Source organism: Lysobacter soli, assembly GCF_009755585.1.
GTDB lineage: Bacteria > Pseudomonadota > Gammaproteobacteria > Xanthomonadales > Xanthomonadaceae > Lysobacter_J > Lysobacter_J soli.
Genome location: NZ_CP046603.1, coordinates 1,217,736 through 1,230,631 on the forward strand (window position 1 = coordinate 1,217,736; position 12,896 = coordinate 1,230,631).

General features: G+C 67.9%; 12 protein-coding genes. 8 read left to right on the forward strand and 4 right to left on the reverse strand.

All coding sequences use genetic code 11. The features are described from left to right. The first annotated feature begins 529 nt into the window (after positions 1–529). From miaA to GOY17_RS05720, 7 genes are all read left to right on the forward strand, one after another. Positions 530–1,504 carry a tRNA (adenosine(37)-N6)-dimethylallyltransferase MiaA gene (gene miaA, locus GOY17_RS05690; protein ID WP_157029643.1) on the forward strand — a complete coding sequence of 325 codons (975 nt, stop codon included), beginning with the start codon at positions 530–532 and terminating at the stop codon, positions 1,502–1,504. Between the two features lie 137 nt (positions 1,505–1,641). Further along, on the forward strand, positions 1,642–1,917 hold the full coding sequence (gene hfq, locus GOY17_RS05695) for an RNA chaperone Hfq (protein ID WP_157029644.1): 276 nt from the start codon (positions 1,642–1,644) through the stop codon (positions 1,915–1,917). 139 nt (positions 1,918–2,056) lie between these two features. Then, complete coding sequence (gene hflX / locus GOY17_RS05700; RefSeq protein WP_157029645.1) at positions 2,057–3,373, forward strand: ribosome rescue GTPase HflX; 1,317 nt, start codon at positions 2,057–2,059, stop codon at positions 3,371–3,373. A 113-nt stretch (positions 3,374–3,486) separates the two neighbouring features. After that, positions 3,487–4,602: an FtsH protease activity modulator HflK gene (hflK, locus tag GOY17_RS05705; protein WP_157029646.1), complete on the forward strand. Its 1,116-nt coding sequence runs from the start codon at positions 3,487–3,489 to the stop codon at positions 4,600–4,602. Next, the gene (gene hflC / locus GOY17_RS05710; protein WP_115840898.1) at positions 4,599–5,462 is read left to right on the forward strand and encodes a protease modulator HflC; all 864 of its coding nucleotides are present in this window, start codon (positions 4,599–4,601) and stop codon (positions 5,460–5,462) included. The genes hflK and hflC overlap by 4 nt, the downstream gene beginning before the upstream one ends. A 10-nt stretch (positions 5,463–5,472) precedes the next feature. Then, positions 5,473–5,664: a DUF2065 domain-containing protein gene (locus tag GOY17_RS05715; RefSeq protein ID WP_157029647.1), complete on the forward strand. Its 192-nt coding sequence runs from the start codon at positions 5,473–5,475 to the stop codon at positions 5,662–5,664. Positions 5,665–5,926: 262 nt separating this feature from the next. Then, positions 5,927–7,219, forward strand: coding sequence for an adenylosuccinate synthase (locus GOY17_RS05720; protein ID WP_157029648.1), 1,293 nt, complete (start codon positions 5,927–5,929; stop codon positions 7,217–7,219). 89 nt (positions 7,220–7,308) lie between these two features. On the opposite strand, the gene GOY17_RS05725 is transcribed toward GOY17_RS05720, so the two are convergent. The 4 genes from GOY17_RS05725 to GOY17_RS05740 all read right to left on the reverse strand — a co-directional run bounded on the left by GOY17_RS05725 (position 7,309) and on the right by GOY17_RS05740 (position 11,988). Then, the gene (locus GOY17_RS05725; RefSeq protein ID WP_157029649.1) at positions 7,309–7,707 is read right to left on the reverse strand and encodes a hypothetical protein; all 399 of its coding nucleotides are present in this window, start codon (positions 7,705–7,707) and stop codon (positions 7,309–7,311) included. Between the two features lie 84 nt (positions 7,708–7,791). After that, a complete protein-coding gene (locus GOY17_RS05730; protein WP_157029650.1) occupies positions 7,792–9,900 on the reverse strand; it encodes a methyl-accepting chemotaxis protein in 2,109 nt (702 codons plus the stop codon). Positions 9,901–10,025: 125 nt separating this feature from the next. Beyond that, positions 10,026–10,667, reverse strand: coding sequence for an exopolysaccharide biosynthesis protein (locus tag GOY17_RS05735; protein WP_157029651.1), 642 nt, complete (start codon positions 10,665–10,667; stop codon positions 10,026–10,028). Further along, positions 10,651–11,988, reverse strand: a complete 1,338-nt coding sequence (locus GOY17_RS05740) for a hemolysin family protein (protein ID WP_157029652.1) — start codon at positions 11,986–11,988, stop codon at positions 10,651–10,653. The genes GOY17_RS05735 and GOY17_RS05740 overlap by 17 nt, the downstream gene beginning before the upstream one ends. 273 nt (positions 11,989–12,261) lie before the next feature. Here GOY17_RS05740 and GOY17_RS05745 point away from each other — a divergent pair, with 273 nt between their 5' ends. Then, on the forward strand, positions 12,262–12,888 hold the full coding sequence (locus GOY17_RS05745; RefSeq protein ID WP_115840891.1) for a DUF47 domain-containing protein: 627 nt from the start codon (positions 12,262–12,264) through the stop codon (positions 12,886–12,888). The last annotated feature ends 8 nt before the right edge of the window (positions 12,889–12,896 follow it).

Below are 12,896 nucleotides of genomic sequence, written 5' to 3' on the forward strand. Positions count from 1 at the left end.
CACGGCTGGAAGCGCGAGGATGCAAATGCGTAATCGACGCCGCAAGTCAAATGTTTTTTGTGGCCAGTTTCTGTCCAAACTCCTTGCGACGCTTGCAGCGCAAGGCGTGCAGCATGGAATCCACATCGCTGTCCGCAGGCTTGTCCACAGGCGGTGTGGATAGCCGCGTTCGTCGCGTCGCAGCGCGTCGTCGTCATGGATGTCGGCGATGCCGAAACCACCGCATCCGTCAAGCAGAATGTGTGGTGATTTTTTAGCCAGACTTGCGGTGAGGCCCGTGGTTGCGACGTATGCGGCCACTGCCCACATCGCTGTCCGCAGGCTTGTCCACAGGCGGTGTGGATAGCGCACGCGCGCTAGCCAAAATTTCACCAATCACCCGGGAGGCCTTGCGGTGCCTGGGCCGCGATGTCTTATCAACAGCCTTGCCCCAGTGGTTCTCCACACGTTGTGTGGAAAGCCGGGGCGGCCGGCGTTTTCCGCGCGACCCGGCTGTGCGAGGCTACGCCCCCGACCCGCCGCCTCCGACATGCCCGCCGATCCGCGCCCGCTCGCGATTGCCCTCATGGGCCCGACCGCTTCGGGCAAGACCGCGCTCGCGCTGGACTGGGCCGAACGCTTCGGCGGCGAGATCGTCAGCGTCGATTCGGCGCTGGTGTACCGGCGGCTCGATATCGGATCGGCCAAGCCGGCGCCGGACGAACTGGCGCGCGTGCCGCACCACCTGATCGACCTGCGCGAGCCGTGGCAGCCGTACTCGGCGGCGGAGTTCGCCGTCGATGCGCGGCGCGCGGTCGAGGACATCGTGGCCCGTGGGCGGTTGCCGATCCTCGCCGGCGGCACCGGCCTGTATTTCCACGCGCTGCTGCATGGGCTTTCGCCGATGCCGGAAGCCGACGCCGACATGCGCGCGCAACTGGACGCCGAAGCGCAGCGGCGCGGTTGGGCCGCGATGCATGCCGATCTGGCGGCGATCGACCCGGAAGCCGCCGCCCGCATCCACGCCACCGACGCCCAGCGCATCCAGCGAGCACTGGAAGTCTTCCGCCTTTCCGGCCGGACGATCAGCGACTGGCGTCGCGAGCATCGGCCACCGCGGTTGCCGGTGCGCGTGCTCAAGCTGGTGCTCGCGCCGGCGGATCGGGCGGTGCTCCATGAGCGCATTGGCCGGCGCTTCGACCTGATGCTCGAAGCCGGCTTCCTCGACGAAGTGCGCACGCTGCGCGAGCTCCGGGAACTGCGCGACCATCCGGCACCGCTCGACCTGCCGGCGTTGCGTGCCGTCGGTTACCGGCAGGCCTGGGAGCACCTCGACGGCGCGACCACGGCATCGGAATTCCGTGATCGCGGCGTGTACGCGACCCGCCAGCTGGCCAAGCGCCAGCTCACCTGGCTCCGCGGCGAATTGGATGCCCCGTGGTTCGATCCGCAGCGCCAGCGCGACCAGCTCGAGGCCGTCCGGGCGGCGTTTCTCGACGGCGTTGGCGGACCGGCCAAGGGTTGAATCGGGTGCGCGTGCACTCGCGCGGGTTTGCGCTACCATCGGGCCGTCGCCGCTCGTGGGGACGGGCCGGCGATCGCGGCTCGTCGGCCGTGCGGCTGCAACACCACTGATAACTAGAACGAGTTGGGGAACAACGCATGTCCAAGGGACAGTCTTTGCAGGATCCTTTCCTGAACGCGCTTCGACGCGAACGAGTGCCGGTTTCGGTCTATCTGGTCAACGGCATCAAGCTGCAGGGCACGATCGAGTCCTTCGACCAGTTCGTCGTGCTGCTGCGCAATACCGTCAGCCAGATGGTCTACAAGCACGCGATTTCCACCGTGGTGCCGGCGCGCAACGTGCGCGTGGGGCCAGGCGGCGGTTACGTCCAGTCGTCCGAAACGGGCGGCGAGGAAAGCGAAGAAACCGAATAAGCGCCCGCATCGACGGCTTGATGGACCTGCGCGCCGGCCGGCAACGGTCCGATCGGCGGCGTGATGACCTGCGGCCCTTGTGCGGCCGCGGGTCGGTGCCCATCTTCTCTTCCTGCCCCCGTACAGGTTGAGCCCCGGTTTGTTCGAACGATCACGCAAAGGCGAGCACGCCCTCCTGATCCAACCCCATGCCGGCGGTCCGCCGGACGAAGGATTGCTGGAGGAATTCGCCGATCTCGCCCGCTCCGCGGGCGCCACGGTAGCCGCGGTGCTCACCGCGCGCATCGACCGCCCCAATGCCGCCATGCTCATCGGCAGCGGCAAGCTCGAAGAAGTGAAGGCCGCCGCGGAAGCCACCGGCGCCGACCTCATCCTCGTCAACCATCCGCTATCGCCCGGCCAGGAGCGCAACCTCGAACGCGCGCTGCAGCGCCGCGTGGTCGATCGCACCGGGCTCATCCTCGACATCTTCGCCCAGCGTGCTCACAGCCACGACGGCAAGCTCCAGGTCGAGCTCGCGCAGCTCAAGCACATGGCCACGCGACTGGTGCGCGGCTGGACCCACCTTGAGCGGCAGCGCGGCGGTTCCATCGGCCTGCGCGGCCCCGGCGAAACGCAGCTGGAAACCGACCGCCGCCTGCTGCAGAAGCGGCTGGAGCAGTTGCAGCGACGCCTGGAGAAGGTCGAAGTCCAGCGTACGCAGATGCGCCGCGCCCGCGTGCGCAGCGAACTGCCGCGCGTGGCGCTGGTCGGCTACACCAACGCGGGCAAGTCGACGCTGTTCAATGCGATGACCGGCGCCGAGGCGTACGCCGCAGACCAGCTCTTCGCGACGCTGGATCCGACGGTGCGCCGCATCGAACTCTCCGGCGGCGGCGTGGTGCTGGCCGACACGGTCGGCTTCGTCCGCGACCTGCCGCACGAACTGGTCGCCGCGTTCCGTTCGACGCTGTCGGAGGCGCGCGAGGCCGACCTGCTGCTGCACGTGGTCGACGCCGCCGATCCGCTGCGCGACGAGCGCATCGCGCAGGTCGATGAAGTCCTCAAGGACATCGGCGCGGGTGACCTGCCGCAGGTGCTGGTTTTCAACAAGATCGACCGGCTCGGCACCGACGGCGAGACCGTCGCGCCGCGCATCGACCGTCCGGCGGAAGGGCGCGTGCGCGTCTGGCTGTCCGCGCGAGACGGGCTCGGCCTGGACCTGCTGCGCCAGGCGCTGGCCGAAGCGCTGGAGCTGCGCCATGTCGTCGGCGAAGTCCGCCTGCCGCCACAGGCCGCCAAGTTGCGCGCGCGCCTGCACGACCTGGGCGCGGTGCGTGGCGAGGACCACGACGAGCACGGCTGGCGGATCCGCGTGGACCTGCCGCTGGCCGACGCGCAGCGCCTGTTCGCGCAGGCCCATGGCGAGGCGCTGCGCCATCTTTTGCCCGAGCAGGACGACGAGGATGCGGCCTGAGCGCGTTTGCGGCGTGGCCAGGCGCATTGCTTGAGGCACATCGCACCCCCACCTAGAATCGACGCACGTGCGCGCCGCTGAATGCGGGCGGACATCCCCTGATTGGAGCAGGCATGGCCTGGAACACCCCTGGCAGTGACAATTCCGGCGGTCCGAACGGACGAAATCCCCGCCGCCGGCCCGGCGGCCGTGGCCTGGACGCCCTGATCGATCCACTGCGCGGGCTGTTCGGCGGCGGTGCCGGTGGCGGCGGGAGCATCCTGCGCTGGGTCGGCATCGTGTTCGCCCTGTGGCTGGTGTTCAACTGCTTCGTCCTCGTGACCGAACAGGAAAAGGGCGTCGTGCTGCGCTTCGGCCAGTTCGCCCGCGTGCTCGACCCCGGCCCGCACTTCAAGGCGCCGTGGCCGATCGAGCGCGTGACCAAGGTCAATGCCACGCAGAGCAACGCCTACAGCGACACCGTTCCGGTGTTCACGCGCGATGCGAACATGGTGAACGTCGAGATCAACGTGCAGTACCGCATCGGCGATCCGCAGATGTACCTGTTCGGTTCGCGCGACGCCGATCGCGTGCTGAAGGAAGCCGCGCAGAGCGCCGTGCGCGAGCAGGTCGGCCGTTCGGACCTGGATACCGTGCTCAACGCGCGTTCCGAACTCACCACGACGGTGCGCCAGCAGTTGCAGGCTTCGCTGCAGACCTATCGCACCGGCCTGTTCGTGACCGAACTCAACCTTCCCAACGCCCGTCCGCCGGATGAAGTGAAGGACGCGTTCGACGAAGTGCAGCGCGCTGCGTCGGACAAGACCACGCAGATCAACCAGGCACAGGCCTACGCCAAGCAGGTCGTGCCCGAAGCGCGCGGCCAGGCGGCCCAGGTGCGCGCCGCGGCGGAAGGCTACAAGACCGCCTCGATCGCGCGCGCCGAAGGTGACGCGTCGCGCTTCTCGCAGATGGTCGAGGAATACAAGAACGCGCCGGAAGTCACGCGCAAGCGCCTGTGGCTGGACACGGTGCAGGACGTGCTGTCCGACAACCGCACCATCGTCGGTGGGGACGGTCGCAACGTGATCTACGTGCCGATGGGCGAGCGCCGCGCGCCGACGCCCACGCCGAATTCGCCGCTGCTGACGCCGGACCTGCTGGCGCCGCCGACCACCACCGAATCGTCCGATTCGGCCCGCCCGACACGCTCGACCCGGCCCTCCGGTCGCGAGGAGGTGACGCGATGAAGTTCTCCCTCTGGATCGCCCTGGTCGTCGCGGCGCTGTTCGCGCTGCTGGGTTCGGTATTCGTGGTCAGTGAAGGCCACAGCGCCATCGTGCTGAACCTCGGCCGCGTGGTGCGCACCGACATCGGCCCCGGCCTGCATTTCAAGTGGCCGCTGGTGGAATCGGCGCGCGTGTTCGACCGCCGACTGCAGGTGCTCGATGCCGAACCCGAGCGTTACCTGACCTTCGACAAGCAGAACGTCAGCGTCGACTTCTTCGCACTGGGTCGCATCAACGATATGCGCGCGTTCTATCGCGCGACCGGCGGCGATGAAACGACCGCGGTCGCGCGCCTGGCGCCGATCATCCGCGATTCGCTGCGCAACGAGATCAACTCGCGCACGCTGCAGCAAGTGGTGTCGGGCGATCGCACGGCGGTCATCGGCCGCCAGCTGGAGGCGATCAATCAGGGCGCCGAAACGCTGGGCGTGAAGATCGTCGACATCCGCATCAAGCGCATCGACCTGCCGCAGGACAGCAATGTCGTCGGCTCGGTCTACAACCAGATGCGCAGCCAGCGGCTGCAGGTCGCGAGCCAGCTGCGCGCCGAAGGCCTGGAGCAGGCACAGGCGATCCGCGCGAAGGCCGATCGCGACAAGCAGGTGATCGTCGCCGAGGCCGAGCGCGATGCGCAGAAGCTGCGAGGCGAGGGCGATGCCGAAGCCACGCGCCTGTACGCGCAGGCGGCGAACCGCGATCCGGCATTCTTCGCCTTCCAGCGCAGTCTGGATGCGTACCGCAAGTCGTTCGCCAATGGCGACGGCGTGATCGTGCTGAGCAAGGACGACCCGTTCCTGCAGTACCTGCGTTCGGACCGTTGAACGATCGAGCATGGCGCTGGAACTGATTTCGGCCCTGTGCCTGGTCGCGGTACTGGAAGGGCTGTTCCTGTTCGTCGCGCCGCGCGGCTGGAAGCGGGCCGCCGAGCAGCTCTACGCCTTGCCGGACCGGCACCTGCGGGTCGTCGGGGCGGTCGTCGTGGGGCTCGGCCTGCTGTCGCTGTGGCTCGTGCGCGTCGCCTGACGCGGCTCGCGACGACCATCGTCCGGTGGCTGACCTGATCGAATCGGTCGGTTCGCCCATGTGAAGGCCGATCGGCGCGCGAATCGGCGACCGATCATCGTGGCGGGGTGGTCCCGCCCACCCAAAACCCGGATAATGCACAAAAGCCGGACGGGGCCCAGCGCCCCGCCGGCTTTCTTGCTGTTTGCGGGCGCGCAACGCGCATGCCCCCAGGCGGCCCGGCCGCGCGGCCATCCAATGCAATGGAGTCAGGAGCTTCGAAATGGGTCAGTCAGTCGTCGTTCTCGGTGCCCAGTGGGGCGATGAAGGCAAGGGCAAGATCGTCGATCTGCTCACGCAGGACATCGGGGCGGTGGTGCGTTTCCAGGGCGGCCACAATGCCGGCCACACGCTGGTCATCGGCGGCAAGAAGACCGTCCTGCACCTGATTCCCTCCGGCATCCTGCGCGAAGGCGCGCTGTGCCTGATCGGCAACGGCGTCGTGCTGTCGCCGGCGGCGCTGAAGAAGGAAATCGCCGAGCTGGAAGCCAACGGCGTCGACGTGCGTTCGCGCCTGAAGATCAGCCCGGCGACCCCGCTGATCATGCCGTACCACATCGCGCTGGATCAGGCCCGCGAGAAGGCCGCCGGCGGCAAGGCCATCGGCACCACCGGCCGCGGCATCGGCCCGGCGTACGAGGACAAGGTCGCGCGACGCGGCATCCGCGTGGCGGACCTGCACTACCCGCAGCAGCTCGCCGAGAAGCTGCGCACCACGATGGACTACCACAACTTCGTCCTCACCAAGTACCTGGGCGTGGAAGCGGTGGACTTCCAGCAGACGCTGGATGAAGCGCTCGCGTTCGGCGAATACGTCGAGCCGATGAAGTCCGACGTCGCCGGCATCCTCCACGATCTGCGCAAGCAGGGCCGCAAGGTGCTGTTCGAAGGCGCACAGGGCTCGCTGCTCGACATCGACCACGGCACGTACCCGTACGTCACGTCGTCCAACACCACCGTCGGCGGCGCGTATGCCGGCACCGGCGTGGGCGCGGACGCGATCGACTACGTGCTCGGCATCGCCAAGGCCTACGCCACGCGCGTCGGCGGCGGTCCGTTCCCGACCGAACTGGACGACGAAGTCGGCCAGGGCCTGCGCGATCGCGGTGCGGAGTACGGCGCGACCACCGGTCGTCCCCGTCGCTGCGGCTGGATGGACATCGTCGCGCTGCGCCGCGCGGTGGCCGTCAACGGCATCACCGGCCTGTGCATCACCAAGCTCGACGTGCTCGACGGCATGGAGAAGCTGAAGATCTGCATCGCCTACGAATACCGCGGCAAGCGCACCGAATACGCGCCGCTGGACGCGGCCGGCTGGGAAGAATGCACGCCGGTGTACCTGGAGTTCCCGGGCTGGGAAGAGAACACCCACGGCATCACCGAGTGGGACAAGCTGCCGCCGGCCGCACGCGCCTACCTGCGCGCGCTGGAGGAACTGGCCGGCTGCCCGATCGCCATCGTCAGCACGGGTCCCGACCGCGACGCCACGATGGTGCTGCAGGATCCGTTCGCCTGATCCGCGGTTCCATCGCGTAACGAAAAGGCCCCGCATTGCGGGGCCTTTTTTGTTTCCGTGTTCCGGGGCGGGGCGGACAGGGCGTCGAATCAGCGACCTTCGCCGTTCATGCCGCGCTCGATGATCTCCAGGATCGTCGCCAGCGGCACGCCGAACGAGCCGGCGCGGCCCGCATCGAAGGCCTGCTTCCACTCCCGGTAACCCTGCTGGTAGATCGGGTCGATCGGTCGCGTGCCTTCCAGCGCCGTGGCGCTCTGCTCGAGCACGGTGCGCGTGACCGGCACGTGCATCAGCTTGTCCATGATCCCACCCGGCAGGCGCGGATTGCGAACACGCACACCATAGACGGTCGCGTGGAAGATCTGGCCGCCGAGCGGATGTTCGTCGATGCGGTTGATCAGCAGCGTCGGCGTCTCGATGAGCGAGCGGCCGGTGCAGCGCCAGAGCTGGCCGACGGCGAAATCCGGGGTGGGGGCAGGCGTGTTCATGCAGGAACGTCGGGCGGAAAGGAGGCGATCATGATGCCTCGCGCTCCCGTCGCGCGAACGTGCCGAAGCGGTCGCTTCGGCACGTCACGCCGCCGCGGAGAACGCACTGGCGCCGTGCGTGCGGAAGACCGACACCGCGTTGCCGAGCTGCGCCGCCTGGTCGACCATCGCCTTCGCCGTGGCGGAAGCTTCCTCCACCAGCGCCGCGTTCTGCTGCGTCGCCTCGTCCATGTGCACGACGGTGCGGCTGACCTGCTCGATGCCGGTGGCCTGCTCCTGCGATGCGGCGGCAATTTCCGACATCAGGCCGGTCACGCGCTGCACCGAGTCGACGATGCGCTGCATCGTGCCGCCGGCGTGCGAGACCAGCTGCGAGCCGCTCGCGACCTGCGACACCGAGTCGTCGATCAGGCCCTTGATCTCCTTCGCCGCGCTCGCCGAGCGCTGCGCGAGTGCGCGCACCTCACCGGCCACCACCGCGAAGCCGCGGCCCTGTTCGCCGGCGCGCGCCGCTTCGACGGCCGCGTTGAGCGCGAGGATGTTCGTCTGGAATGCGATGCCGTCGATCACGCCGATGATTTCGGCGATGCGGCGCGACGACTTCTCGATGCCTTCCATCGTCGCGACGACGTCGCCGACCACGCGCCCGCCATCGCGCGCCACGTCGGCCGCATCGGCCGCCTGCTGGCTGGCTTCGCGGGCGGTCTGCGCGTTCTGCCGGACCGTGGTGGTCAGTTCCTCCATCGACGCCGCGGTTTCCTCGAGGCTTGCGGCCTGCTGCTCGGTGCGTTGCGCGAGGTCGTTGTTGCCGGCGGAAATCTCCGCGGCGGCGCCGTTGATCGCGCGCGTGGCCTCGACGATGCCGCCGACGATGTCAACCAGCTGCGCGACCGTCGCGTTCGCGTCGTCGCGCATGGTGGCGAACACGCCGCGATGCTCGCCCGTCATGCGGGCGGTGAGGTCGCCGTCGGCGATGGCGCGGAGCAGCGCCGAGACCTGCTGCAGGTTGTCGTTCGTGCCGGACATGAGGCGGTTGAGACCTCCCACCATGTCGTGGAAGTCGTGCTGGAACGCGGCTTCGTCGCCGCGCGTGGCGAAGTCGCCCGCGGCCGCGCACGCCACGAGGCGACGGATCTCGGCGTTGATCGCGGCGAGGTTCCGCTTGGAGTCGGCCATCGCCTGCGTGATCGACGCCTTCTCGCCGGGAAGTTCGGGCATGTCGACCGACAGATCGCCGACCGCGTAGCGCTGCATCACGCCGAGCATGCGCTCGATCAGCGCCACCTGCGCGGCGACCAGCGCATTGGTGTCCTCGACCATGCGACCGAAGGCGCCCGGGAAGCGTGCGGCATCCATGCGGAAATTCATCTCGCCCGCGTCGTGGCGGGAGGCCATGTCGGCCTGTGCCGCGGAAACGGCGGTCAGCGTCGCGGTCACGTCGAGCATGGCGCGGGCGAGGGTGCCGATTTCGTCGCGTGTAGTCACGGTGAGACGGGCGTCGAGTTCGCCGCGCGAGACCGACTGCGCGGCGCGTGCGACGTCCACGATCGGGCGCACGATCGCGCGTCGCACCCACCAGCCGAGCAGCGTTATCAGCGCGAGCGCGGCGACAACGGTGAGGGTGGCGGCGATCACGAGGCTGCGGCGCGAATCCTGCGAGTTCTTCTGCACGGCCGCATCGGCCAGCACCTTGGTGCGGTCGATCAGCGACTCGAGCGTCTGCGTAGGTTCGCGGTCCATGCCGCGCACGGCGGCGTCGCCGGCGCGCGTGTCGTATCCCGAATCGGCGAAGGTCGTGAGCGCGGTGAGGTAATGCGACTGCAGCGTTGCGTGCTGCGCGGCGAAATCGCGTGCGATCTTCGCCGCATCGGCATCGGCCAGGCCGTCGGCGAGTCGCCGCGTGAGGTCCTGCACCTGCGTGCCGTTGTCCTTGAATGCGGCGAGGTGCTTTTCGCGCAACGCCGGATCGCTGCCACGGATCAGGACGTTCTTCCATTCCTGCACTTGTGCGCGGAATTCGCGGCCCACGCGCTCGGCGTCGGTGGCCTGCTGGACCTGAAGCGGGACTTCAGTTGAAAGGTTCAGCCACGCCGAGGCGAGGCCGCCGAGCGCGCAGAACAGGATGACGGTGAGGCCGAGCGCGAGCGCGCCCAGCAGCTTGGTTTGCAGACTGGTCGTACGAGGGGAGGTCATGGGAATTCTGGAGGCCTGAGGGATGCAGGACCTCCTTTCCCCGCGCAAGCCGGTATCGGCCCGCAGGCGCCGCTCTTTAGCGGCCCAAGCGCTTTCCGTGTTCAGTTTTCGCGCGTGTTTTCCGCTCAGAAGAGCATGTCGATCCAGCCCGCAGCCGCCGTGGCAAGGCTTCCGGACAGCACGCCGAACACCGCGATGGCGATGACGCCCGCAGCCCATGCCACCGCCATCAGCCAGCCATCGCGTTCGAGCAGCGCGAAAGCGAACAGCAGCAGCAACGCGCCGAACAGGTAGTTCGTGAACGGAATCGGCAGCGAGAGCAGCAGCCCGAGCAACACCAGCAGCACGCCGGTGAAGAAGTCGGCGACGCGATGGTCGAGCAGCACCGGCAGGCGCGGCTTCACCACCTTCTCCAGCCGCGTGAGCCAGGGCGCGAGGAGGTCGCGGAAACGCGCCATCGCATGGCGGTGAGGGCCGCGCCGTGCGAGGAACTTCGGCAGCCAGGGCTGGCGCAGGCCGATCAACAACTGCAGTCCGATGAGGATCACCAGCGGTCCGCTGATCGCGCCGCCGACGCCCGGGATGGGGATGAACGCCGGGATCGTCGAGACGAACAGCAGCATGCCGAAGGACCGGTCGCCCAGCCCGTGCAGCACGTCGCCCATGCGCAGCTGTTCGTCAGGATTCCCCGCCGCGAATACGTCCAGCAGTGCGCGCGTGCCGGCCTCGCGGTATTCGTGGCGGTCCTGGTCAGCCGGAGGCGTCATCCGTCACCGGCTCCGGTTCGGGACGCCTGGACAGCAGCAGCTTGTCGATGCGCGGACCGTCCAGGTCCACGACCTCGATGCGCCACTGCGCCCAGTCGAAATATTCGCCCACGTAGGGAATGCGGCCGAAATGCGCGATCACCATGCCGGCAGCGGTATGGAAATCGTGTTCGTCCTCGTCGGGCAGGCGACCGCTGCCGATGAGCTCGCGCAGGTCTTCCACCGGCAGCGAACCGTCGATCAGGAACGAGCCGTCGGCGCGTTCCACCACCGGTGCGTGGCTGTCGTCCTCGGCCTCTCCCATGGCGCCGCCGATCGCGTGCACGCGGCCGACGATGGCGTCCATCAGGTCGGCGACGGTGACCATGCCGGTGACGTCGCCGTATTCGTCGACGACGAGCGCGAGCGACTGCTGTTCCTCGCGGAAGATTTCCAGCAGCTTCATCGCATGCGTGGACTCGGACACGAACAGCGGCTCGCGCAGTTCCTTGAACAGGTCCGGCGCCTTTTCGTCGAGGCGGTCGAGCAGCGACTTCACCTCGAGGATGCCGAGCACCTCGCTGTCGTTCTCGCGATACACCGGATAGCGCGAGAACGGCGTCTCGCGCATGGTCGCCAGGTTCTCGGCGAAATCGGCAGCCGCGTCGAGCCAGGTGATGCGCGTGCGCGGCGTCATCAGGCTCTCGGCGGTGCGATCTCCCAGGCCGAGCACGCGGTTCATCATCTTGCGTTCGTCGGCGTCGATCACGCCCTGCTCGTGGCCTTCAGTCACCAGCAGCCGGATTTCCTCTTCGCTGATGGCGCTACGCGCGTCGTCCTTGATGCCGAGCAGGCGCAGTACCAAGCGATTGATCGCGCCCAGACCGGCGACGATCGGACGAGCGGCGCGCGAGAGCCAGTACAGCGGGATCGCCACCGCGCACGCGATGCGCTCCGAGTTGGTGAGCGCCAGTCGTTTGGGAATCAGCTCGCCGAAGATGACGGACGCGGCAGTGATCAGCGTGACCGCGGTGCCAATGCCGATGGCGCGCGCGTACTGGGCCGCATCGGGCCACATGCCCTGCAGCCAGCCCGCGATGGCCAGACCGATGGATTCGCCGCCGAAGGTACCGGTGAGGACGCCGATGCCGGTGATGCCGACCTGCACGGTGGAGAGCAGGTTGTCGGGATGCTCGGCCAGTTCGTACGCGACCTGCGCGCCGCGGCTGGTTTCGGCCATCTGCTTGAGTTTGATCTTGCGCGAGGTCATCAGCGCCATCTCCGACATCGCGAAGAAGGCGTTGAGGACGATCAGGGCAATGACGATCAGCAGTTCCAGCATGCGGTCCGTCCGTCAGGATGTTGGCAGGCTGGGGTGCAGGCGCCGTGAGGGTGGCGCAGGCGCGCGCAGGCGGGGGCGGGCGGCCGTTCTGGGTCGTCGTCCATTGCGTAATGGCAGGGTGAAAAGGGGGATGAGCGTTCTGGATGGTAGCAGGACGGCCGAAATCAACCCGTGTGGATGGCACCAGGGCGCGCGCCGGTGTCCCCAAACCGTCATAATTCGCCCCGCAGACCCACCGCGCCGGCCATTCCGGCACCACGAGGCCCCCTCCGCATGTTCTCCCTGCAAACGATCTTCGGCCAAGGCAACCAGTTCTACACGCTGCTGGAAGAGGCCGCCGTCGCCGCCCACGACAGCACCAAGGCGCTCCACGCGATGCTCAAGGCCGCCGATCGCCAGCCGGCGCTGGACGCCTTCAAGCTGGCCCGCCAGCGCGAACGCGAAGCCTCGGACAAGATCAGCTTCGAGCTGGTCAACAGCTTCATCACGCCGATCGAGCGCGAGGACATCGAAGCCCTGGCCTCGGCGCTGTACAAGATCCCCAAGCAGGTCGAGAAGTTCGCCGACCGCTATTCGCTGGCCACGCGCCACCTGGAGCACATCGACTTCGCCCCGCGCGCGGCGATGCTCGAGCAGGCGTCGGCGGTGGTGGTGAAGATGGTGCACGAGCTGCGCAACCTGAAGCTCGAACCGATGAAGGCGCTCAACGACCAGCTGCGCTCCATCGAGAACGAAGCCGACCGCCTGATGCTGGAGCTCTACCGCGACATCTACTCCGGCCGCCTGGACAACCTGCAGATGTTCCTGCTCAAGGAGTTCTTCGAGATCCTGGAGAAGGCCATCGACCGTTGCCGCGAGGCCGGCGTGGTCGCCTACGAAATCGTGTTGAAAAATTCCTGAGGGGTCGG

Coding starts and splice junctions, on each gene's coding strand:
- miaA (WP_157029643.1), top strand. CDS start 530: ATGCCCGCCGATCCGCGCCCGCTCGCGATTGCCCTCATGGGCCCGACC.
- hfq (WP_157029644.1), top strand. CDS start 1,642: ATGTCCAAGGGACAGTCTTTGCAGGATCCTTTCCTGAACGCGCTTCGA.
- hflK (WP_157029646.1), top strand. CDS start 3,487: ATGGCCTGGAACACCCCTGGCAGTGACAATTCCGGCGGTCCGAACGGA.
- hflC (WP_115840898.1), top strand. CDS start 4,599: ATGAAGTTCTCCCTCTGGATCGCCCTGGTCGTCGCGGCGCTGTTCGCG.
- GOY17_RS05715 (WP_157029647.1), top strand. CDS start 5,473: ATGGCGCTGGAACTGATTTCGGCCCTGTGCCTGGTCGCGGTACTGGAA.
- GOY17_RS05720 (WP_157029648.1), top strand. CDS start 5,927: ATGGGTCAGTCAGTCGTCGTTCTCGGTGCCCAGTGGGGCGATGAAGGC.
- GOY17_RS05725 (WP_157029649.1), bottom strand. CDS start 7,707: ATGAACACGCCTGCCCCCACCCCGGATTTCGCCGTCGGCCAGCTCTGG.
- GOY17_RS05730 (WP_157029650.1), bottom strand. CDS start 9,900: ATGACCTCCCCTCGTACGACCAGTCTGCAAACCAAGCTGCTGGGCGCG.
- GOY17_RS05735 (WP_157029651.1), bottom strand. CDS start 10,667: ATGACGCCTCCGGCTGACCAGGACCGCCACGAATACCGCGAGGCCGGC.
- GOY17_RS05740 (WP_157029652.1), bottom strand. CDS start 11,988: ATGCTGGAACTGCTGATCGTCATTGCCCTGATCGTCCTCAACGCCTTC.
- GOY17_RS05745 (WP_115840891.1), top strand. CDS start 12,262: ATGTTCTCCCTGCAAACGATCTTCGGCCAAGGCAACCAGTTCTACACG.